Source organism: Nitrospirota bacterium (genome assembly GCA_013388455.1).
GTDB lineage: Bacteria > Nitrospirota > Thermodesulfovibrionia > Thermodesulfovibrionales > SM23-35 > JACAFF01.
Genome location: JACAFF010000014.1, coordinates 34,025 through 56,484 on the forward strand (window position 1 = coordinate 34,025; position 22,460 = coordinate 56,484).

The 22,460-nt window shown below is 34.7% G+C and carries 19 protein-coding genes; 4 read left to right on the forward strand and 15 right to left on the reverse strand.

The window, feature by feature from the left end; all coding sequences use genetic code 11:
• Positions 1-40: 40 nt before the first annotated feature.
• From HXY53_03590 to HXY53_03605, 4 genes are read right to left on the reverse strand one after another with little or no spacing between them, the layout of a single operon-like run.
• Positions 41-2,440 (reverse strand): DNA internalization-related competence protein ComEC/Rec2, encoded by a 2,400-nt coding sequence (locus HXY53_03590; protein ID NWF75649.1) that lies wholly within the window; start codon positions 2,438-2,440, stop codon positions 41-43.
• The gene (locus HXY53_03595) at positions 2,440-3,786 is read right to left on the reverse strand and encodes a phosphoglucosamine mutase (GenBank protein ID NWF75650.1); all 1,347 of its coding nucleotides are present in this window, start codon (positions 3,784-3,786) and stop codon (positions 2,440-2,442) included. Before HXY53_03595 ends, HXY53_03590 begins: the two co-directional genes overlap by 1 nt.
• Before the next feature lie 3 nt (positions 3,787-3,789).
• Positions 3,790-4,434: a YbbR-like domain-containing protein gene (locus HXY53_03600; protein NWF75651.1), complete on the reverse strand. Its 645-nt coding sequence runs from the start codon at positions 4,432-4,434 to the stop codon at positions 3,790-3,792.
• Positions 4,431-5,192: a TIGR00159 family protein gene (locus tag HXY53_03605; protein NWF75652.1), complete on the reverse strand. Its 762-nt coding sequence runs from the start codon at positions 5,190-5,192 to the stop codon at positions 4,431-4,433. Before HXY53_03605 ends, HXY53_03600 begins: the two co-directional genes overlap by 4 nt.
• Positions 5,193-5,473: 281 nt before the next feature.
• Here HXY53_03605 and HXY53_03610 point away from each other — a divergent pair, with 281 nt between their 5' ends.
• Positions 5,474-5,929 (forward strand): hydrogenase maturation protease, encoded by a 456-nt coding sequence (locus HXY53_03610; protein NWF75653.1) that lies wholly within the window; start codon positions 5,474-5,476, stop codon positions 5,927-5,929.
• A gap of 8 nt (positions 5,930-5,937) precedes the next feature.
• On the opposite strand, the gene HXY53_03615 is transcribed toward HXY53_03610, so the two are convergent.
• The 8 genes from HXY53_03615 to HXY53_03650 all read right to left on the reverse strand — a co-directional run bounded on the left by HXY53_03615 (position 5,938) and on the right by HXY53_03650 (position 14,764).
• Complete coding sequence (locus tag HXY53_03615; protein ID NWF75654.1) at positions 5,938-6,999, reverse strand: cytochrome C; 1,062 nt, start codon at positions 6,997-6,999, stop codon at positions 5,938-5,940.
• Between the two features lie 5 nt (positions 7,000-7,004).
• On the reverse strand, positions 7,005-7,724 hold the full coding sequence (locus HXY53_03620; protein ID NWF75655.1) for a cytochrome c3 family protein: 720 nt from the start codon (positions 7,722-7,724) through the stop codon (positions 7,005-7,007).
• 10 nt (positions 7,725-7,734) lie between these two features.
• A complete protein-coding gene (locus HXY53_03625; GenBank protein NWF75656.1) occupies positions 7,735-8,808 on the reverse strand; it encodes a 6-bladed beta-propeller in 1,074 nt (357 codons plus the stop codon).
• Positions 8,805-10,541 carry a hypothetical protein gene (locus HXY53_03630; protein ID NWF75657.1) on the reverse strand — a complete coding sequence of 579 codons (1,737 nt, stop codon included), beginning with the start codon at positions 10,539-10,541 and terminating at the stop codon, positions 8,805-8,807. The genes HXY53_03625 and HXY53_03630 overlap by 4 nt, the downstream gene beginning before the upstream one ends.
• A 97-nt stretch (positions 10,542-10,638) precedes the next feature.
• Positions 10,639-11,664, reverse strand: coding sequence for a 6-bladed beta-propeller (locus HXY53_03635; protein NWF75658.1), 1,026 nt, complete (start codon positions 11,662-11,664; stop codon positions 10,639-10,641).
• Positions 11,665-11,688: 24 nt separating this feature from the next.
• Complete coding sequence (locus HXY53_03640; protein ID NWF75659.1) at positions 11,689-12,636, reverse strand: hypothetical protein; 948 nt, start codon at positions 12,634-12,636, stop codon at positions 11,689-11,691.
• Positions 12,637-12,997: 361 nt separating this feature from the next.
• On the reverse strand, positions 12,998-13,915 hold the full coding sequence (locus HXY53_03645; protein ID NWF75660.1) for a cytochrome C: 918 nt from the start codon (positions 13,913-13,915) through the stop codon (positions 12,998-13,000).
• Between the two features lie 3 nt (positions 13,916-13,918).
• On the reverse strand, positions 13,919-14,764 hold the full coding sequence (locus HXY53_03650; GenBank protein NWF75661.1) for a cytochrome C: 846 nt from the start codon (positions 14,762-14,764) through the stop codon (positions 13,919-13,921).
• A 259-nt stretch (positions 14,765-15,023) separates the two neighbouring features.
• Between HXY53_03650 and HXY53_03655 the strand changes: the two genes are divergently transcribed.
• From HXY53_03655 to HXY53_03665, 3 genes are all read left to right on the forward strand, one after another.
• Positions 15,024-16,607: a fused MFS/spermidine synthase gene (locus HXY53_03655; protein NWF75662.1), complete on the forward strand. Its 1,584-nt coding sequence runs from the start codon at positions 15,024-15,026 to the stop codon at positions 16,605-16,607.
• A gap of 205 nt (positions 16,608-16,812) precedes the next feature.
• Positions 16,813-19,620, forward strand: coding sequence for a tetratricopeptide repeat protein (locus HXY53_03660; GenBank protein ID NWF75663.1), 2,808 nt, complete (start codon positions 16,813-16,815; stop codon positions 19,618-19,620).
• Positions 19,621-19,669: 49 nt separating this feature from the next.
• Positions 19,670-20,938, forward strand: coding sequence for a glycosyltransferase (locus HXY53_03665; GenBank protein ID NWF75664.1), 1,269 nt, complete (start codon positions 19,670-19,672; stop codon positions 20,936-20,938).
• A gap of 156 nt (positions 20,939-21,094) precedes the next feature.
• Here the strand turns inward: HXY53_03665 and HXY53_03670 are convergent, their stop codons facing one another.
• The 3 genes from HXY53_03670 to HXY53_03680 form a co-directional block, all read right to left on the reverse strand.
• A complete protein-coding gene (locus tag HXY53_03670; GenBank protein NWF75665.1) occupies positions 21,095-21,532 on the reverse strand; it encodes a DUF86 domain-containing protein in 438 nt (145 codons plus the stop codon).
• Positions 21,519-21,974 carry a nucleotidyltransferase domain-containing protein gene (locus tag HXY53_03675; protein NWF75666.1) on the reverse strand — a complete coding sequence of 152 codons (456 nt, stop codon included), beginning with the start codon at positions 21,972-21,974 and terminating at the stop codon, positions 21,519-21,521. Before HXY53_03675 ends, HXY53_03670 begins: the two co-directional genes overlap by 14 nt.
• 61 nt (positions 21,975-22,035) lie before the next feature.
• Positions 22,036-22,368, reverse strand: a complete 333-nt coding sequence (locus HXY53_03680; GenBank protein ID NWF75667.1) for a hypothetical protein — start codon at positions 22,366-22,368, stop codon at positions 22,036-22,038.
• Positions 22,369-22,460 lie beyond the last annotated feature (92 nt).

Sequence of the window (22,460 nt, forward strand, 5' to 3'; positions counted from 1 at the left end):
TCGATAAATTTTTGAATGATAATGTGGGTTAGGATTGTGATTACCAGGTCTGAAAAAGTTTTTTCAGATTGCTCATTTCTTCTAAAATAGAATTAGCCTGTTTAAATTGGGAATCCTTATATGTTTTAATCTTAAGTCCAGTAGCTGATTCGGTAATTTTGATCGCTCCGTGAATGTCTGTCCTGAATATTTCTGCTCCATCTAATGCATCTATGGTATCCTGGTGTGGATGCCCAAATGTATTTCCACGTCCGCAACTGATTACAGCTATTTGCGGAGATACTGAACGAAAGAAGGGCTGATAGGCAGATGTTTTTCCGCCATGATGTGGAACTTTCAATACATTACTTTTCAACCAATCACCAATATGCAGTATACTCTCTTCAGCCTCTTCTTCGATATCTCCGGTAAAGAGAAATGAGTGATTAATGCTCTGAATTTTTAGAACCAGCGAGTCGTTATTAGCCTCGTCATCTTCTTCACTAGATAATGTGTAGAATTCAGGATATGGATGAAGAATATAAATAGAATAATTATCTCCATCAATCCTATCACCCCTGTTGAATGCACGAAAGGTTAACTTATCTGGTATCTCAGAAAAAATCATACGTCCGTTATGCCAGATTTCTCTAATCTCGAATCTATCCAGTAAATAATATAGACCCCCAGTGTGGTCAGGATGGCTATGTGAAAGTATGAGGGCATCTATAGTTCTTTTACCTCTATAATCAAGGAATGTGGCGGTTTCCCTTCCAGTTTTACCCGTGTCTGTTACAATTGTTTTGCCATCAGGAAGCTCAATGACTGCAGAATCCCCTTGCCCGACATCAAGAAATGTGATTTCAATATATTTTTTTTCAAAGATTGTGAATGAGAAGTAAATAAGCACAGGAATAAAAGGGATTAGAATGGTATACCTCTGTCTTGACGAAATATTACCCTTCCCCCCACCCCCTCCCTCACTGGGAAGGGGAGAGAGGGAGAGGGAAGAAGTATTTTTTGGTAAAAGAAAATAAAAAATGAACCCAACATAGAAGAGTAGTACTAATATTGGAGGAAAATTTGGAATTTTTATAGCTGCAAATGGAATTTCAGAGAAAAGTCTTACAAGCGAAATACTAAATTTAGTTAAAAATTCGATAAGTGGAGTAAAGATGAAATAACCAGAAACAAGATATAAAAATGATGATAAAACAGAAAGTGGTATGATGATAAAACCAATAAGAGGTGCTACTAATAGATTCGAGATAGGGGATATGAAAGAAAAATAGTGAAAATAATATGCTACTAATGGAGCGATTCCAATTGACGCTGAAATTGGAATAAGTAGAATATTTTTGATATATTTCATTATCCTATGGTCTTTTTCTGTTTTTTTATCTTTAATGAACATGCCTATAAAAAATACAGCTATAAAAGAAAGCTGAAAAGAAAGACTGAATATATGTTCTGGATTCCATAACGCTATTATTAATGCAGCAAACAGAAGTGAATTTAACCAGAAACCTTTTCTGCCGATGATCATCCCGAATAGAAAAAGGCTTATCATTATGAATGATCTGACCGCAGGAATGCTGGAACCGGAAATGCCGAGATAGGTTAACATAAAAGGGAAGCTTAATAACGCAGCAGCTTGTGCAGGAGTCAAAAAAATCGTTATTTTCTGTAAGATACTGTATGGAAGAATTTTAATAATCAGACGAAATATACCAAATAGAAGCACAGAGAATAAACCGAAATGCGTGCCAGAGATGCTAAGTATATGTGCCAGTCCTGTTCTATTAAAAGCATTTTTCAAATCTTCATTCATAAGTGCCCTGTGCCCAGTTGTAATTGATGAAATCAGAGCTGCAGAATCTTTTGTAAAATGCTTTTCTATATATACATTGATTCTATTCCGGCAATCTTGAATCTTTTTATTCAATGAAATAATCTTTTCCCCTTCATTATATATATCGAGAACATTTGCATACCTATGTTGGTTTAATTGCTCACCCGGGTTCAATCTTTCTCTATTTTTCAGAAACTTTATTCTGAGTTTGCATTTTAGTCCAGGTTCAAATGGTTCGTCAGAAAAAAGTGTAATTTCCTGATTATCGAGTTCCTGGAGATATTGCTGACTGTTACTATCTACTGCAGATGCTATCCTGAAGATTTGATTGTATGTATCGTTATTATTTTTTATTGGATAAGATACAAAAATGCCGTTTACCGTAACTTCCCTTCCAAAATAATGCAGAAGTAGATCTGGTTCATATCTGATATAAGCGTATGAAATTCCTGTAATGATTCCAGTGAGTATGATTAATACAGGAATAAATTTTCTTTTTAATAATATAATAAGAGAAATAAGCACTATGGTAAAAATGGAAGAAAATGGAAAATAGGGAAAAACTTTAAAAATAACTACGCCTGTAAGAAATGCTATGAAAAAATGCATCAGGCCATCTTTTCTTTAATCACCCTGACTATATCTTTCCCGAGCTTTGTAATAAGCCTTCTGTCAATTCCTTCAAGCATAATTCTTAATTTTGGCTCAGTCCCTGAAGGTCTGACGAGTATCCTTCCCGAGTCTATAAGTCGTTTTTCTGCATAATGTATTACATCCATAATTTCAGGTATATCTCTGAAATCAATATTTTGTCTAATGGTAACATTCATTAGAACCTGTGGGTAAAGCTTTATATTAGCAGCGAGTTTCGAAAGAGGTGAATCTTTCTTTTTCATCAAATGCATAACCTGGACCGCTGTGAGAGGGCCATCTCCAGTTGTATTATGATCAAGAAATACAATATGTCCTGATTGTTCGCCCCCGAGATTGAATCCACCTTCGAGCATTTTTTCAACAACGAACCTATCTCCAACTTTTGTCCTGATTAGTTTTATCCCGCTACTTTTTAAAAATTTTTCAAGTCCAAGATTGCTCATCACTGTTGCTACAACAGTGTTTTTACTTAGTGTATTATTATTTTTCATTTCTACTGCCCACATTCCCATTATCTTATCACCATCTACAATATTGCCTTTTTCGTCACAAAATAGAGCCCTGTCTCCATCTCCATCATGAGCTATACCTATATCTGCCTTATGCTGTTTTACTGCTTTTTGCAAACCTTCAATATTAAGAGAACCGCAGCCTGCATTAATATTTTTTCCATCAGGCTTATTGTTGATAGAAATTACATCTGCTCCAAGCTCACATAAAAGCCATGGGGTAGTTTTATATGTAGCTCCATTTGCACAGTCAATTACTACCTTCATACCCTCAAAAGTAGTGCCCCTCGGTATAGTTGATTTGATATATTCTATGTAACGACCTGTTGCATCGTCCAGACGATAGGCTTTACCTATATCTGGTCCTTTTGCTCTAAGCTTTGAGAGTTCATCGTCATGTACGAGTTCTTCTATCTTTTTTTCAAGTGCATCAGGTAGCTTGAAACCTTTAGAAGAGAAAAATTTTATTCCATTATCTTCAAACGGATTGTGAGATGCAGAGATAACAATTCCTGCATCAAGTCTTAATGTCCTTGTAAGGAATGCTATCCCTGGTGTAGGAAGTGGTCCAACAAGTGTAACATTCATTCCCATCGAACAGATACCTGAAGTAAGAGCACTCTCTATCATATAACCTGACAGCCGTGTATCCTTTCCTATTAGGATCATATTTCTGCCATGTTTTTCTCTAAGAAGGCTTGCTATAGCCATACCAATTCTCAAAACCGTTTCAGGTGTCATAGGAGATCTATTAACTGTGCCTCTTATCCCATCTGTTCCAAAAAGCTTCATTGTTCATTTCTCCACATTCACTCTTATTTTGATAACATCGGGCTTAGCCCGGATATTCTTACCTTTTAAGTCAAGTTTCAAATCCTGAGAAAATGACTCAGTGATACCTGTTATATCCAGAGGCTCGGTCTTTAGTTTATTAATCTTTCTGACTTCAGATTTTGAACCTTCGACTACAACAGTAGGTGGCTCTATAGTTACAGACCTAACAGAATAATCTTTTTCCAGTTCACCTATTATAACAGGACTTACCTTGACAGTTTTTGATAAAGTCTCTTCTGTGGTTATTTTTAGACTTGATGGATTTATATTCGATACCGTAATACCATGCGGGGTTTTAATATCATCACGTGTTATGTAATAGACATTATCGCCTTTTTTTGTTTTACTAAGGTCGATTGAAATCCTGATATCCGAGGGCTTGAGGTTTCTGATAAATCTTTCCTGTCCTTTAACATTAAGACTGATCATTTTTACTGTATTATTAACCATCTCGAGACCCGGAGGAATATTTTTAAACTCCACCGGGACATCAAGGTACATCTCGGATTGACCTCGTGAAGTTACGTAAAACCACAAAACGATAGATAAGAATATTGCAGCGATCTTTAATCCAAAATTTTTTGAAAAGATATTTTCCTTTTTCATTTCATTGCTTTTTTAGTAAATAAATCAGTCAGTGCGTCTCTGAGCAAGCCCAGATCAAAAGGCCTCTCTAATTTTCCATTTATCGCCATTGATATCGCACCGGTCTCTTCCGAAACGATTATTACAACAGCATCAGTCTCTTCTGAAAGCCCGATTCCTGCCCGGTGGCGTGTTCCCAGTGATCTGCTTATATCACTCTCTGTAGTGATAGGTAGAAAACATCCTGCAGCAACAATTCTGTTGCCTTTTATTACAACAGCTCCATCATGAATGGGAGATGTCGGATGAAAAATACTTAACAACACCTCTTTTGATACCTTTGCATCAAGTGGAGTGCCTATTTCGACAAAGTCCTTGAGACTCGTTTCACGCTCAATAGCAATAAGAGCGCCGATTTTTCTGTTAGAGAGTGCTATGGTAGCTTTAATAATCTCATCGAGTGATTTCAACTCCTCGGCAGAAGTGAGCGTATGGAGGAAACGTGCTTCTCCCATCTGTGCAAGTGCTCTTCTTATTTCAGGCTGGAAGAGTATGATGATAGCAATAACAATATGTGTCCAGAAACTTTGTATTAGCCAGTCAACTGTATAGAGTTCAAAATATCTTGATAGTATAGATGCCAGCAACAGGACTCCGAGCCCGCCAAGCATCTGGGCAGCTCTCGTTCCCTTTATCAACAGCAGCAGGCGATAGAGTATGATTGACATAAGTATGATATCTATCGCATCCTGCCATCTGAATTCCATAAATGCTCCAATTAAAATAAAACTTTTGCTTAATATGATACCATATATTTAACACATTGGAGGAATATTAATAAAATCTCAGATCCAGCAATAAAATGACAGAAGCCCTGTATAATTTGTAATTCCAAGCAAAACAAGGAATCTCAAAGCATTACAAATTTACTGAGAATTACCTGCATAAGAGACGAATATATTGACAACACTTCAAATTATAATTGATAATTTTAATTATAGAATAGTTCATTCTCTAAAGAGTGTGAAAGACTATATAAAATCTATGAGGTGATTAAAGAATGGAAAAGAATATTTTGATTTTGTGCTGCGGCTATCCTTTTGAAACTGATAAAGCATTTGGCTATCAAGTGGCAAAAATTCTGGAAAAGATGAATCTACCTGAAAATGTTGATTTAATGGAAGTGGGTGAATCTGCCTGTATGATTCCAAGTTTTATTGATGGCAAGGAAAAATTAATTGTTATTGATTATTTTCAAACAGGACAAACACCAGGTACTATAGTTCGATTAAAACAAGAAGAGGTTCCTTTGACAGTCAATGGAGTGACAGACGTTCCTAAATTACATCTTATAGAAACTCTAGAACAAATAGCTATTAGTGGAAAACTTCCAGAGACTACATTTATCGGAGTGGTGCCAAAAGATATCACAACAGTAGGCACAAGTTTAACTCCTGAAATAGGCGAAAAGATTCCGGAAGTGGTTAATCTTATTATTAAAGAAATCAAAAATTAATATAAGGGTTAAGGATAAGTAGCTGGATCATGGTTTCTACTGTGACAGTTTAGAAAACACTGGCCAGTTTTATTCCCAAGGTCTATAAAGTCTAAATTTCCACTATCAGAATGACCTATAGAAGGAGACTCTAAATCTATAAGATGAGTATATTGGATGCTTCCGTGGGGATTATGACATGTCCTGCAGGAAGCCCCGACTATTGAAATATGAAGATTATGATAAAAGAAACTTTCATTACTTAATATACTATTTCTATTATGACATTGATAACAAAGCTGATAAGCAAATTCGCTTTCAGGTCCATCATCATGATTAAAATTCATTTTGAGTATGTGCTCATAATCTGAGCCATGTGGACCTTTTGGTCCGTCCAAATTATTATTCCCGTGGCAATCACTACATTTTATCATACTTAAAGATGTTAATGGAAAAATGAGACTCGGGACATCACTATTTTTTCCGCTGCCAACAACAGGATGATATGACGGATTCAATAAATTAAACATTGTTGCTTTATTTGTCTGGTCTACGGGTAAATTCGCACTGTTAGAGTGACACTTAAAGCATAATTCATATTCAGAATTGATATTTTGTACTATGAATCCTTGACTGTTAAACCCTTTAATACCAAATGTTATATCATCTTTTTTTACATAATGATAATTATGACAGTCAATACATTCTGAGTGTCTTGGAGTAGAAGGATTTAATTCGGGTAATGCTTCACCATATTGATGAATACCAGTATTTTCTATTGGGTGATGATACGGCTTTCCAAATTCTTTTTCTATATTTGTTAAATCGACATCATCAGAAAGATACCCCATTTGTTTCATCAGGTTTCTTATATCATCGTATCCGTGACACCTGAAGCAAAATTTTTCTTTTTGTTCTGGAAGCATAGGGGTATTGAAAATGCCGTGCCCTTTATGACAACTTCCACATCCTTTGGGCAATTTATTTTTATCAAGATGCAAATAATCACTTAGTTCTTGAGGATGAATCTCAAATGTAGGAAATGTAATTAGAATAAAGAATGTAATTATTAAAATTCTTTTAATGAACATATTGTTTAATGTCCTATTATTGTTGATAATGTATGACAGACAAGGCATACTTCATCATATGTAGTTTTTCTCCATAACGGTGGAGCATCTATTCCGCCCTTTCCTCCATGAGGATCGTGACAAGATGAACATTGAACGCCGTATCCATCCTGTGTCTGATAAAGTTTTACATCTTGGTCTATAATAGGCCAATTTAAATGTATGAGATATGGATCTGCATTTCTGATGTTTGCTAATATGGCATCAAATTTTATGGATATCGGATGACCACCTGATAAATCCGTTCCTAAATATCCTGACGCCCCTGGTCTAAGTCTTCCAAGTTCAATAATATCTTCAATATTTACCATTTCGATTTTACCTTTTTTTGTAATAATCGCTCCGATGGCTACAGTTCCATCATGGCAACTGAGACAGAGACGAGAAACACCATCAATAGGTGGAGCATCTGCTTCTGAGGAATATGATTTCAATGTATCACTTGTGTAATGCGTATAATAATTGACGGGCGTGATTTCATGTCCCCACAAAGGATAATCAGGATAGGCATTATGAGGTGTATGACAGAATATACAGATTTCTGTTTCTTTTGTAGACTTTATATTGCCAAGACCTGATATTGAAAGATTATGCTTTGTATTTATTATTGCGGTAGATTCTTTAGAAAAACTAAAAAGTAGAAAAAGACATAAAATGAAAAGATAAATTAGCTGTTTAACTTTCATTTAAACCTCTTTATACATCAGTCTTAATATATTTGAATATCTGTATTCTTCTATTATATGAGTCCGCAACATAAATATAATCATTTTTATCAATAAAGATACCCCCTGGAATTAAAAAATGTCCCTTTTTAAGACCTGTTCCTCCTAATATAAGAAGTAACGTGCCATTTCTATCAAATATCTGGACAACGTCAAATTCTGAATCTACAACATAAATATGTCCTTCTGAGTCTACTGCTATTCCTTTAGGTTTTGAGAAATTACCTATTGCATCTCCATGCTTTCCAAAAGAAGAAACAAAATTTCCGTCTATGTCAAAAATCTGCACACGAAAGTTAAGTGAGTCTGTGATATATATATAACCATTTGAATCTATAAAAATATGTGTTGGATAATGGAACTCTCCATGTCCCTTTCCATTTTGACCAAAACAATAAAGAAGTTTTTCATTATCTTTAGAGAACACTAATATTTTATCCCCTAAGGTATCCACAACGTATAGCCTATCTTTGTAAATTGCTAATCCTGTTGGTCTTCCAAAGAGTTTATCTGAGCCTATTTCTCCGAGATATTTACCATCATCACTAAATATAAAAATTTTTTTTAAATACGAATCTGATATATATATTTTTCCATTAATATCAATGGCTACACCAATGGGTGAGATAAGATGTTGGTCCTTTGCGTCTGTTATCTGAAAATAATTTTTCTTTTTTTGGTCAAAGATGTGAACGAGAAAAAGGCCGGGATCTGTTACGTATATTTTCTCCTCCTGAACATATATACCATGTGGTCTTAACATTAAATTTTCTGATTCTTCTTTGCCTGTGAGAGAGTCGATTACTTTTTTTAGCCAGTTTTTCTTTATACCAAAATCTAAAGAACTTGAAATGCTCTGAATAAATCTAATTTTTGCTTCATAAGGAGGAGGTGGCCATACCATTTCATTTTCTTTTTGGATTGTATTGTTTTGTTTCAGTTGTTGGTCAAGGGAAGCACATGCCTCTACCAGTAGTAGAAGGCAAAGTAATAAATAAAAGTATTTTAATTTCCTCAAAAAAGATAAATTATAACTAATTATCAAAATGATCTCCTTAACTTTATTATAAATCGTCTATAATTTCTCTCACGATTATTTTCCTCTTGATTCTGAGCCCAGTATTCTGCGCTGAGATAGACCTTTGCAACCCTATAACTTAAAGATATTTCATACTCTCTTACTTTTCTGTCGAAGCCTATATCATAGTTATACCACATTTCTCTCCACCAGGATAAAAGACGCAGTCTTCTTGAAAAAGGAAAATTAAACTTGACTTCATAAAAAGTTTTACTTGAACCTATAGAGTCAATTTCGCCAAAATTATAACCAGACCTTAAATTTAAGGTTGCTCCTTTTCGACCAATCGGATAAAAAATTTGACCAAGAAAAACATAATAATTTTTCTCAATCTCTGTTTTCAGCATTGAGGATTCAAAATAATCATAGCTATAGTCAAAATATTTTTTGGGCCGTTCTTTACTTGATGAAGAGTTATAATATTCAACTTCTAAAGACCAGGGTGCCTTTTTGAGAGCTCTGCCTCTTACTCCAAGCGTGAAGGTATTTGTCATGCTTTCATATTTACCTTCTTTTACTTCCATATCTTCAAAATAAAAATCATAAGGATATTCCTCTTCATAAATTTTAAAAGTCCCATTCAGTATGTGAAAACTATATGATAAATAAATAGTCCCCCATCTATATTTTCTTGTTGTAACTTGCAAGTTAATTGAATGTTGTGTGTATTCGCCTTTTAGTTCATTATTTCTTTGTATAAAATTATAATATGTGTATAAATGATACTTTTTGAAGGGTTTAGAATAATTTAATGAAGCAAATATTGAATCAAATTTGTATTCGTTTTCTCGCTCGTTAATAATACCGTAATTCATTGATAGAGAAGAATAAAGGTTTTTAGCAAATCTATAAGTAAAAAAACCCCGAATTTCTTCTCTCTCGGATTCATTTTTAAGAATATCTGTTTTATTCTCATATTTTTCATAGATATAATGATATTCGTGGGAAAAATTCTTCCATTTATGGGCCTGTAAGTTGGTATATATCCCGAAGTTTTTAGAAGATTCCTGATTAGAAGATTCTTGATCATAATATTTAAAAAAATTTACAAATTTAAATTTTTTTAAATCTGTATTAGTGTATATATTTGCATATTTATTTTCTCGGTTATCTTTTTGTGTTTGTATATCAGAATATCCAAAATTAAGTGAATACTGGGTTCGTAATTTATTAAGTATGCCGCGAATATTTAAATAAAATGAATCAGAAGTTGTTTCTCTATCAATTTTTCGAGAGGGTGGTGATTCGATATTCATATGGTAATATTCAAAACGGATGAGGGGAAGTTTTCTAAGATTTATACCGAGGATAGCTCCATAATTTATTATTTTCATATCATAAATACTGCCATCTCCATAAATACCACCGAACGAATAGTCAGAGATTGTTGCATATGTTGTTAAATTAATTGGTCGATATGGTAAAAAGACAGCAGAAAGTTCATAAATATAACTATCTGAATGTGGTTTGAATTGAGAAGTTGAATCGAGGGTTTTTTCGTCTATAAATGTAAAGCGTGAAGAAAATACTAAAAGTTTTGGATGAATTAAAAAGCCCTTCAGGCCTAAACCATATTCTTGTTCAAGAATAGAATAACTACTTTCATATTTTCGATTATTTTTTACTGTGATATTATAGTCTTTATAGGTGAGCTCTATGCTACTTTCAATAGTAAATTTACGCGGATAAGAGATGCGCATTTGAGCATTTGTATCTTTTTTAAATAAGAATAATTCGCAAATAAAAACAAGACATAAAAGTAATAATAATTTTTTTTTTCTTTTAACATTACACTTTTTATGTTTGTTCCTTCAGATACTGAAATACTTGAACTCTTCTGTTAAAAGTGTCAGACACATAGACCTTATCGTTTTCATCAATATATAACCCTGACGGTAGATAAAATTCTCCCGGTTTTCGCCCACCACGACCAATCCATAGAAGGAGTTGACCATCTTCATTAAAGATTTGAAAGTTATTGAAAGCTGCATCAACTACATAAATATGACCCTCTGAGTCAACTCCAATACCGTGTGGTCTTGAAAAGTATCCTGATGCATCACCTAATTTCCCGAATTTTTTGAGAAAATTTCCATTGGAATCAAAAATTTGCACTCTAAAATTGAAACCATCGACAACATAAAGTCTTGATTTATTATCAATCGCTAAGTAACTTGGAAAATTGAATTCGCCATCAAGACCACCACGTTTCCCGATATTAAAAAGGAATTTTCCATTCTTGTCATACACTTTAATAATATGTGCTCTTGTATCTGATACATAAAGTCTCTCTGTTTTTTCGTCATATGCAAGCCCTGAAGGGCCTATAAATTCGCCAGGAGCACCAATTGTAATAATAATATTATCCTTATTTTTATCAATACCGAAAACCTGTTTTAGTCTCGAATCAGAAACAAAAATGATTTCTCTTTTATTGTCTATTGCAATACCAACTGGTCCTGCAAGAGAACCAAATCCTAAAAAACGTAATGTTTTTTTCTCAAAATCGAAAACAAATATTATACGCAACTCAGAATCTGCAACATAAATATTACCTGCTTTATCTGCTACGACACCATTAGGTCTCCGCAGGCGTTCAACTTTTTCTTTGCCTATTAAGAAAGTCATAAGTTCTCCAAGTCCACCAAAATCTTCCTTGCTCGCCCATTGACTGATCCATTTTATTCTTGCTTTTTCAGGTGGCTTAGGCCATACAAATTCTCCATCTGTAGAAAACTGAGTCTTAATTTGCGATGGTGAACAGCAGGTGAAAATCAAAAATATTGTTCCTGTAATGGTAAGAAAAATAATTCTTTTTAACATTTCTTCCTCAAAATATTATTTAGATCAGTAATATTTGTGACAACGTTGACATATATTTTCTATCAAGAATAATTTTCTAAAGTTTGAGCTGTGTGGCTCATGACAGCTTACACAAGTTAGCTCTTTCCCTGGATTTTCAGGATCAAAAACCTCAATCATTCTGCTTGGATTATTAGGATCAGGAATTTTTTTTGGTTTCCCAGGAAAATTCGGATCTGTTACACCTCTAACAGGATGATATTTCCTTTTAGACCCTCTTGTAAAAGCAGCTGTGATGTGCCCGCCTGTTGCCTGGGGTGTGTGACAGGTTACACATGCATCGTTTACATGAGATTTATAAATTAAAGAAGGATTGTCTGATACATGTGGAATGTGACAGCTTGTGCAACCTCCTGGCATATTTATTATCTTATGTATATTTTTTTTTGTAAATTTTGACTTATCATGGCATGTATAACATAATTCAGGTTGATTTTTTAACAGAATTTTATCAACTTCAGATGCATGTGGTGTATGACAACCATTGCACATGCCTACTAATGTATGGCCTGATTTTCCATTTTTGAACTTTGCTTCTTCATGACAGTTATAACAGAGACCGGGTATATCTTTGAGAAGAATCTTTTGAAAATTTGATTGATGGGCATTGTGACAGCCTGTGCACATTCCAGATGAAACCGGCGTATGAACTGATTTTGCTTTAAACTTTGTTTCATCATGACAATCATAACAAAGTCCAGGCATATCTTTGATAAATTTTATGCTGTCTTTTTGATCAGGATGGCTTTTTCCCTCAACAGTTCTATGACATGCTTGGCAACCGAGTCCTAAAGCAGCATGGACGCTCTTTGCAGGTGTCTTCAAATCGACATGACATTGTAAACATGATTGTTCTTCTGAATAAACGATTTTTGAGATAAAAGTCAGTAAGATTGGAAACAATAAAAGGCAAAAAAGTTTACAAAATTTCATTTGTATATACCCTCATTAAGTATTTAAAAAAAATCAAAAAAATAAAAGTTTATAATTTACTTTAATAATAGATAAGTTAAAAGTCAATAACTACCATGTAGTTCAATTTATATTAATACTAAAGTTCATTCAAATTAAAACTATAGTTGTAATTTAAAATTACCTGTAATCAAAATCCAGCGATAAAAATCGTCATTGCGAGTGAAACGAAGCAATCTATTCTCTTATAGTGAGATTGCCACGCACCCTCTGGTGCTCGCAATGACCGAATAGATAAGTTTTTATTCTGATTAACAAAAATAAAAAACTCCCAGGAGTAAATCATCAATTTACTCCTGGGAGTCGCTCGATTCAAAATATTTTACTTTGCTGCGGATTTAGACGGAAGGTCATGCACATCTACATGACATTGCAAACAGTTAGGGAATTTTTTAAGTACCACCTCGCCGTGTGGTTTTCCGTGGCATTCCTCACATTTTGGGATATATCTATGTTTGGAATGACACTGAGCACAGGCGACCTGTCTGTGTTTGCTTGCACTTCCTTCCAGTTTCTTATACACAGGTGCATGGCAGGCACCACAAACATTATTCGGCGTAGTTTGAGGATAGGCTATTATCAAAGGTGAATGTGCAGGATGGCATGAGAGACAATCTTTGTCAACCTGTTCCGGTGTATGTGGTTTGTGACATTGCATGCAGGATGGAATTAAGCCATGTTTGCTATGGTGGCATACTGCACATGCAACTTTTGTATGTTTGCTTATATTTTTCTGAAGTTCCTGCCCAACTTGTGCATGACAATCTCCACATGTTTTAGTAAACTCCGCACTCATTGCCATCTGTGTTTTAGGAGCATGAGGGTTTGAATGACACTGAGCACATGCTGCAAACTTTTCGCCGTGAATAAGTCCATGACAGCCTTCACATTTTGGCATTATCTCTTTCCAGTTCTGTTTGATTGGATTATATGCGTGAAATTTCTCATGACATTGAGTACAGTCAAGTTGATGTTTCCCGCCTTCATTCTTTATCTGGCTGAAGACAGAGTAATGACAGCGACCACATTCCGATGTGCTGAGAGGCTTAATTTCCATAGCATATGGTGATACTGGCTCGGCTTTTGCTGGTTCAGGTTGTGCAGTTGCTTCTTGTTGTTGAGGAGCTAACTGTGGCTGTGCTGCTTCAGGTGCTACTGGTTGAGATGCGCATGCATAAATGATCATTGCGAGAAGAAAAAAAACTGTAGTAAGTAAAAGTGCCTTTTTTTTGGTTTCCATTACTTATTTTACCTCCTTTCCTAAGGTATGTGCACTTAAATGACATGCATTACATTTATCAAATTGTGCAACCATAGCAGGTGGATGAGGTGTTCCGTGACATGTTTCGCATGTCGGAACCATTTTATGTTTATCTTTGTGGCAGAAGACACAGGCAAAGGCAGAATGTTTAGTCTTAGAAGCTAAAAGTTGATCAGATATTGACTGATGACATGGAGCGCAGAATTTTGAAGGCATATCCTGACCATAAGTGATTGTCATAGGCTGATGTGCAGGATGACAAGTCAGGCAGTCTTTATTCAGCATTTCTTCTGTGTGAGGTTTATGGCAGTTCATGCACGAAGGGACTTCTTTATGTGCTTTATGACACATGGTGCAGGCAACTTTTGTATGCAGGCTCGGATAGTTTTTTAACTCACTACCTTGTCCTGGATGACAGGTAAGACATGGATCGGTTAAATCCATTGCCAGTTTCATTTCAAGAGGGGCGTGTGGATCCGAATGGCAACTATTACAGTTTGGAAGCTCGTAATGGGGTTTCCCAGCATGGCATTCATTACAGGCAGGAATAATATTCTCTTTACTGACCATTGGTGGATGTCCTCTGTGGCAGTCCATGCAGCTTACAGCAGTTTTATGTTTACTGCCTTTACTATCAACAGTCTCCTGAACCTTTGGATGACATTTTATACAGTCTGAAAGCCCAAGCTGAACTGGCTGCATCACTGCTTTTTCCTGTGCATAGCTTTCCATCTGGTATGAGGATGTTAAAAAAGAAATTGATAGGATAAATACAAGTATCAAAAGGATTGGCCAGAAGGAGAAATATCTTTTGAAAAATTTCATCATTATACCCCCTTTTTAATTAACAATTGTCAAGTAATAATAACCCAAATCCAGCGACATATACTTTAGTAATCTGGATTCCTGCTCCCCGATTATGACCTGCGGGGACAACCTTCGCAGGAATGAAACTTTTAGTTCTCTCAAAATTTACTACAAGCCTTGGTTTTCAGCATACACTTATACCATCTTTATCCTTTATATGTCAAGGAAAAAAATGATGCATATCATTGAAAAAGTATTTAATTTTAAATTAAATTAGTAAATGAATTATATTGTCCTTATAGCTTTTGGTTTTTCAGGTGCTGCAGCCCTTATTTATGAAGTAGTCTGGACAAGAGCACTTTCGATCATTTTAGGCTCCACGACATATGCATTGTCTACAATGCTTTCAACTTTCATGGCAGGTCTTGCAATAGGTGGATTTATTGGTGGAAGAATTGCAGACAGAAATAAAAATCTTTTGATTACCTTTGGATTGCTTGAATTGGGTATAGGTATTTTTGGACTCATTACGATCCCTCTTATACATTTAATGCCACCCCTTTATTTCAAGATTTATAAAATGTTTCATCTATCCCCTACCGTATATTTTATATTTCAATTCATTTTATGTTCAGCTATTATGCTTATCCCTACAACATTAATGGGTGCTACATTTCCGGTAGTGAGTAAAAAAGTTACAAGCTCTATGGATGAAATTGGCAGGTGGGTGGGAAGTGCATACTCTTTTAATACATTCGGTGCTATTATAGGTTCATTTTCAGCAGGCTTCATTTTAATGCCAATCTTTGGAGTAAAATTAGCAGCTATAATCGCAGCTTGTTTGAATATTACTGTAGCTTTTACAATGACATTATTATCGAAAGCGCGTCTCAAAGGCTCTATTATTGCTGGTTTGGTATTGCTCATTTTAACTCCACTCTTTTTAACACTAATTTCAAGGGAAGAAGAATGGCCAATAACATATTATATAGCCCAGCGCTACAAAAGTTACTCGCAGATAAAAGAAGAGAGAAAAGATTCAGTTGTTCTTATGGATAAAGATTTTATGGAGGGTAGGGTGAAGGCGTGGAGAGATAAAGATGGATTTCTTGTATTACAGGTTGGTGGTAAGATAGAGGGTTCTTCATATATAGATATGGTTAATACCCTTTTACTTGCGTATCTTCCAATTGCTTCCCATGGTAATCCACAATCTTTTCTTACAATCGGACTTGGTGCAGGTATTACCCTGCAGGCAGCTAAACAACATGTTAAAGAAATGCATCTTGTGGAAATAAACAAAGGAGTTATCGAAGCTGTTGAAAGATTTGGGCATCCAGGCTTATTGGATAATGTAACTATTTCGATAAATGATGCAAGAAATTTCCTCTTGTTGACAGATAAAAAATTCGACATTATATCTTCAGAGCCATCCTATCCTACAGAGTCTTCGGTAGGTAATCTTTTTACTAAGGAGTTCTATAAAATTGCAGCATCAAAACTTAACTCAGGTGGAGTTTTTTGTCAATGGTTGCCTTATTATCAGTTAACTGATAATGATGTAAGTATGATGGTAAAGACTTTTGGGTCTATATTTGATTATGTTTATGTCTGGGCAGTAAAGCACTCTCTTGATCTGCTACTTGTTGGTTCTAATGAGCCTTTTAAATTCAACGCGGATGAAATAATAGAGCGAGTTCATACCCTTAATAAAGGCAAATTCCCACTCATATTTGTGTTATCCAAAAATCCATTACAGATTAAGGAATTTTTATCAAATAATTCAAATATTCCTTTAAATACTGATGATAGACCTTTGCTCGAATTCCATGCAGCCAAGAATCTGCTTACAGGAGTTTTTTAGAGTGAATAAAGAAAGATTGTTTTGGGGCTAATGCCCCTCGCAATGGCATACACCACCTCTCCATCCTTGGTAATGGGTGAATTAAGTAATTCTAAGCCATAGCTTGATTGTGTGGAAGTAGCATCAGGTGACAAAACATAAAGGGCTTTATTATAATTAGTTAATTAAAGATAATCAAATTGTTCATTATTAGTATCAATATATTATGAACGTAGAGCTTGCTGCTAAAACCGCATTAGAACATTATAATTCTGGAAACTTTGAAAAATCAGAACTTCTGTGTAAAAAAATACTAAGGCGCCAGGATAAAAATCATTATATTTTAAATCTTCTCGGATTGATTTATTTCAAAAGAAAGGATTATGATTCAGCCATCTCTTATTTTAAAAAATCCATATCCATAAATCCTCTTTACACCGAGGGCCTCTGCAATCTCGGCTTAGTTTTAATGAGAAAAAAAGAGTTAGATGAAGCTTTAGCTTGTTTTAAGAAAGCATCGGAGATTAAACCTTATATGTCTGAAGCTTGGGGAAACATAGGAAGTGCTCTTTACCAAAAAGGTTTAATAGAGGATGCCATAGAATATTATAAAAGAGCATTGAAACTTAAACCGACTCTTGCAGAGAATTGGCTTAATATAGGGACTTGTCTTATTGATATCGGGAAACCTCGTGAGGCAATTCAGTATTTGCAAAAAGCAATAGAGATAAAACCAGATTATGCTCTTGCACATTTCAATTTGTCTTTTGCCAGATTAGTTCTGGGTGATTTTAAAAGGGGATGGTATGAATATATGTGGCGGTGGGGGTTAGAAGAATTCCAAATACCTCAATTTCCACAGCCCCTATGGAATGGTTCATACCTTGAGGGGAAAACGATTTATATTCACGGAGAGCAGGGGTTTGGAGATACCATTCAATTTGTACGTTATGCTCCTCTAATTGTAGAACGGGGAGGGAGAGTAATTATTGCAGTCCAGAAAGTCCTTTTATCACTTCTGAAGAGTGTAGAGGGCATCTCTGAGATTGTAACAGAGGGCGATCCTCTTCCACAATTTGATGTGCATTGTCCACTTGCAGGTCTTCCTCTGGCTTTTGAAACAGATCTAAATTCTATACCTTCAAAAGTTCCATATATTTCAGTAGATAGAGAGTTAATTAAAAAGTGGGCTGAGAAGCTTAAAAGTGCCAGAACAAACCTTAAAGTTGGATTAGCTTGGGCTGGAAGTCAATCTCATAAAAAAGATATGTTTCGTTCGATTAATCTTGAACAATTTGCTCCATTGGGAGATCTCCATAATATTGTGTTTTACAGCTTACAGAAAGGTAGGGGTTCAGAGCAGGCAAAAAATCCCCCTTATAGAATGAAGCTTATTGATTTAATGGATGAGGTTCAAGACTTTTCAGACACTTCAGCAATAATAGAGAATCTTGATTTAGTAATTTCGGTTGATACGTCAGTTGCACATTTAGCAGGGGCATTGGGTAAGCCTGTATGGACATTATTACCATATGCACCTGATTGGCGGTGGTTGCTTGATAGGGAAGACAGTCCGTGGTATCCAACGATGAGATTATTTCGCCAACCTAAGATGAGGGATTGGGATTCGGTGATCAGAAGGGTTGTGGAAGAATTGAGAGCATTGTCTAAAGGAAATAATTTGATTCAGATATCAGAAGAGAAAAAAGACGAAAGAAAATCTATTCATGATGAGGTTGCATCTTCAAAAGAAGCGTATGCTCTTTATAGTAAAGTTTCGATTAAACAAAATGACTTTGTAAGGGCTCATTATGTTATAAGATTGACAGATAGATCAATATGCGACTTTTCATTTATAAATGGGCCGGTAGTCTTTAAGCCCGGTGAAGGAAAAGTTATTCGTGGTTTAGAAAATGCTGTAAAGACTATGCTTCCTTATGAGTTTAAGTCTATTCAAATAAGTGCTTCTGATGCATTTGGTTCTTATGACCCGAAACTTGTTTTTATAAAATCTAAGATAGAACTTCCCGCAAATTTACAAATAGGGCAGGTATTACAAGTAAAGCAACATAATGGGAAAATATTATCATTCTGGATTGCAGACATACGCGATGGAATGGTAGTGCTTAATGCAAATCATCCTTTAGCAGGAAAAGATTTGGTGCTTGATATATTACTTCTTGAGAGGGGTGAGAATGCTGTCGAATTAAGTGATGATACAAAGTATCGATCGACAATAGAAAAAATCAGCAGGTTGGAAAATCCTGAAGAAGCTATTGAGGCAATGAATCAAAATTCATATGATAAGAGCATTTTAATTTCCGTCCCTGTTTTTAACAGAAAAAAAATAACTCAATTGTGTCTATCCCAGATTCAACGTTATAAGACTTCCAGATGTTTTTTACAAGTTTATAATGATCATTCTACTGAGTTTGACAACCAATTTCTTGTTGAATACGCGGATGAAGTAATTCAATTACCAAATAAAATGGGAATAAACAATTTGAGGCTTTATCAATTAAGAAAATTCATTCAATCAGATTTTGATTTTATTTATCTGACAGATAACGATGTGATTCATGACCCGAGCTTTATAAAAGTTCTAATTTTCTTATACGAACTTGGAGAAAGAAAATTCCCAGTTTGCATTTATAACACCATACATCATATGCAACCAAATGTCATTCTTTTCAAAAACAATTTTATTCTCTTAAAAAGAACATCGCCTGGGGTGTCGATTTTTTTTGACAAAAAAATGGTAGAAACAATCATCAAGATACTTGATAATGTTGGAGATTATCAGGCCGACTTTAACTGGGATTACAGAGTTATAGCCTATCTGGACAGACCAGTTTTAACATCTGTAACTTCATATCTTGATCATTTTGGAGCAGGAGGCACACATAATTTGGATTTTGAAAGAGACAGGGCTTTGAATCCGACAAAGTACTTGCTCGAAAGAAGAGAAAGCATAATAGACTATTTGACAGGAAAGAATCCAGCAGATATGGGAGACTTACAAAAAATAATATAAAGAATAATCAAAGGGCGGTTAAAATTTACCGTAAGGGTTTATTATTAAAGTGGATATCAAAATTAATACTATTCGTCAGTTAATAAATCTGGCAGAATTTGATGAGGCAGAACGTTTCCTTACAGAAGCTTTGAATCAAAATCCTAATTCGGTTGAGTTGCTTAATCTTAAGGCGGAACTTTCATTGAAACTTGGTTCAACTCTCTGGGAAAAAGGAGAAATTGATAGATCGCTTGATTATCTTATAAATGCATTAGAAATTAATCCCAATAACCGTGAAATTGTTCTTAAATGCGGAGAAGTATTGACAACTTTAGAACAAATTGAATCCGCAAAAAATCTTTATGAGGCCTATCTCAAAAAAAATCCAGATGATGAGGAAATAGCACACGCATTGAAGGGAATAGAGAAGATTTCTATACCTTTGAAACATAAGGATATCGAGGTTGATGTAGCTGATAAAAAGATTAAGGTTTCTGCTATAGTTTCCACTTACAACTCTGAGCGATTTATGCATGGATGCCTTGAAGATCTTGTGAATCAAACACTATATCAAAAAGGAGAACTTGAGATAGTAGTTATCGACAGTGGTTCACAGCAGAATGAGAAAAATATCGTTGATCAATTCAGAAAGCGTTTTAAAAATATAGTTTATTTACGTACTAAACGTGAGACCATCTATGCTTCATGGAATAGAGGCATTAAAATAGCATCTGGTAAATATATTACAAATGCCAATACTGATGACAGACATCGTAGCGATGCTCTTGAAGTTATGTCTGAGATACTTGACCAGAATCCACATATTGGTCTTATATATGCAGATGTTATAGTTACAGCGACAGAAAATGAAACATTTTCAAAACATACACCTATAGGCACATTCAGACAGCCGGATTATAGTAGAGAACTATTAACCCTTCAATGTTTTATAGGTCCTCAGCCCATGTGGAGAAAATCTCTTCACAAAAAATATGGATTCTTCGACAAGTCATTTACATCATCAGGAGATTGGGAATTCTGGCTTAGAATAGCCGAAGGAACAAATATGCTTCACATACCCGAATTACTGGGTCTCTTTTTACATTCTTCTAAAATTGCTGAATATAGAAATATCGAAAAAAGGGCTAAAGAGGATATAACGATATTTAGTAAATATATTCCTCGATATCTGGGCACTGTTCAGGATATAAAGCGTGCGATGTTAACTGCACAGACTTTTGAACAGAAAGGTTTTTTATGTTTGAACTATGCCCGTATTAAAAATATTTTAAGTTTTCTGATGAGTCAGGCTATTACCAAACCGGAAAGAGTATAATTATTAACAAGCACAAGAGAGATTGTTTATCCGAATCAAGTTTGGAATCGCAATGAAGAGTAAATGTTAAATGAAGAGATTGATTCGGTGCTATGCCCCTCGCAATGACGAATAAAGGAAGTGTCATTGCGAGTGACCGTAGGGAGCATGGCAATCTCAAGGTTTTCTTTTTTTTCTTTTAATTTCTTTAGGATATCTTTCTTCTATTTCTTTCAGAAAAGTATTAAAGTCTGACAAGTGTTTTTTAAGAACGCCGAAAATAATTGCATCATCTATTTTTTCATATCCATGAACAAGTATATTTCTGGTTCCAGCCATAGGAATGAGAAATCTTAAAGAACTTTCACTAATAATATTGTTTTCTGATAAAACGACGAATACCCCTTTATTATCTTCAGGCTCTCGCAGGCCTTCTTTTTTAATTATTATTTTTGCAATATCAATGCAGGCTTGTATAGCAACTTCGATATTCCTCTCTATGGCATCTTTAACAGTAATATCTTTCAGATACGTTTCAAAAGATATTTTTTTAAACTTTGATAATCTCCTAACCCTTTCTTGAATAACTGATATCTTTGCCTTAATTTCTTCCACTAACTTTATCCTTCTTTAATTCTCTGAGTTCTTCAATGAATGGCTTAAAATCATGATATTTATTATCCAAAGATACCTCGTATAATATTCTTTCTACAGAGTTTTTTTCATAAAGGCATATCCCGTTCCTCACGGTAAAATATGCAAAAGAAAGAGAACAGCCGTTAAGCACCACTACATCAACAAGTCTTTTAATATTCTTACTTATTTTAATAGATAATAGTTCAGCCTGCTGAAGTGCAATAAAAGGGTCTATTTTATAAAAGAGTTCATTAAAGACAAATGCAAGGTCTATATCAGAATCTTTTTTTTGGGAGTTTTTTGAAAAAGAACCGAATAGATAAATGGCCAATATGTATCTTTTTATGTTTGTGTTTATTGGTGGTTCTGGATGTATTATAAATTTATTAAGGAGATTTTTTAATGTATTGATAGTATTCATTACCGTGAATATTATAGCATCTTTGTCCTCCAGCTTTTATAAGAACAAATAAACTATAATTTCATTTTACAGCCTCAAGGGCTTTAACCCTTCGTTCTAATTCTCCATAAGTTATTTTATAAAGATTCAAAACATCGTGTCTCATCTCTGCTGCATGTCTGATATATTCTGATTCAAATCGTGTAAATTTTTCATTGAGCATTACATGCCCTTCCGCGATCAATCTAACATCTGTCCTTATAGCCTCTATCTCGATACCCATCTTCTGGATAATCCTTTCTACAGAGTCCATTCTCTTTTCCAGACTATCCATTCTCTTTTCCAGACTATCCATCCTTGCGTCGATATGATTCTTTAGTGCAGAGAATTGCTCTTCAAAAAATTTTTGATCCATAATCACCTCCGAAAAGATATGGTAAATTATATCAAAATTGTTTTTAAAAAGTGAAAAATTAATCAAAACAAAAGGAGCTTTGTTAAAAAAAA

Excerpts from the sequence above, each read along its gene's own strand:
- HXY53_03635 (NWF75658.1), bottom strand. The coding sequence starts at position 11,664 with ATGTTAAAAAGAATTATTTTTCTTACCATTACAGGAACAATATTTTTG.
- HXY53_03590 (NWF75649.1), bottom strand. The coding sequence starts at position 2,440 with ATGCATTTTTTCATAGCATTTCTTACAGGCGTAGTTATTTTTAAAGTT.
- HXY53_03650 (NWF75661.1), bottom strand. The coding sequence starts at position 14,764 with ATGATGAAATTTTTCAAAAGATATTTCTCCTTCTGGCCAATCCTTTTG.
- HXY53_03645 (NWF75660.1), bottom strand. The coding sequence starts at position 13,915 with ATGGAAACCAAAAAAAAGGCACTTTTACTTACTACAGTTTTTTTTCTT.
- HXY53_03675 (NWF75666.1), bottom strand. The coding sequence starts at position 21,974 with ATGAATACTATCAATACATTAAAAAATCTCCTTAATAAATTTATAATA.
- HXY53_03630 (NWF75657.1), bottom strand. The coding sequence starts at position 10,541 with ATGCGCATCTCTTATCCGCGTAAATTTACTATTGAAAGTAGCATAGAG.
- HXY53_03640 (NWF75659.1), bottom strand. The coding sequence starts at position 12,636 with ATGAAATTTTGTAAACTTTTTTGCCTTTTATTGTTTCCAATCTTACTG.
- HXY53_03655 (NWF75662.1), top strand. The coding sequence starts at position 15,024 with ATGAATTATATTGTCCTTATAGCTTTTGGTTTTTCAGGTGCTGCAGCC.
- HXY53_03600 (NWF75651.1), bottom strand. The coding sequence starts at position 4,434 with ATGAAAAAGGAAAATATCTTTTCAAAAAATTTTGGATTAAAGATCGCT.
- HXY53_03680 (NWF75667.1), bottom strand. The coding sequence starts at position 22,368 with ATGGATCAAAAATTTTTTGAAGAGCAATTCTCTGCACTAAAGAATCAT.
- HXY53_03610 (NWF75653.1), top strand. The coding sequence starts at position 5,474 with ATGGAAAAGAATATTTTGATTTTGTGCTGCGGCTATCCTTTTGAAACT.
- HXY53_03595 (NWF75650.1), bottom strand. The coding sequence starts at position 3,786 with ATGAAGCTTTTTGGAACAGATGGGATAAGAGGCACAGTTAATAGATCT.
- HXY53_03615 (NWF75654.1), bottom strand. The coding sequence starts at position 6,999 with ATGTTCATTAAAAGAATTTTAATAATTACATTCTTTATTCTAATTACA.
- HXY53_03660 (NWF75663.1), top strand. The coding sequence starts at position 16,813 with ATGAACGTAGAGCTTGCTGCTAAAACCGCATTAGAACATTATAATTCT.
- HXY53_03620 (NWF75655.1), bottom strand. The coding sequence starts at position 7,724 with ATGAAAGTTAAACAGCTAATTTATCTTTTCATTTTATGTCTTTTTCTA.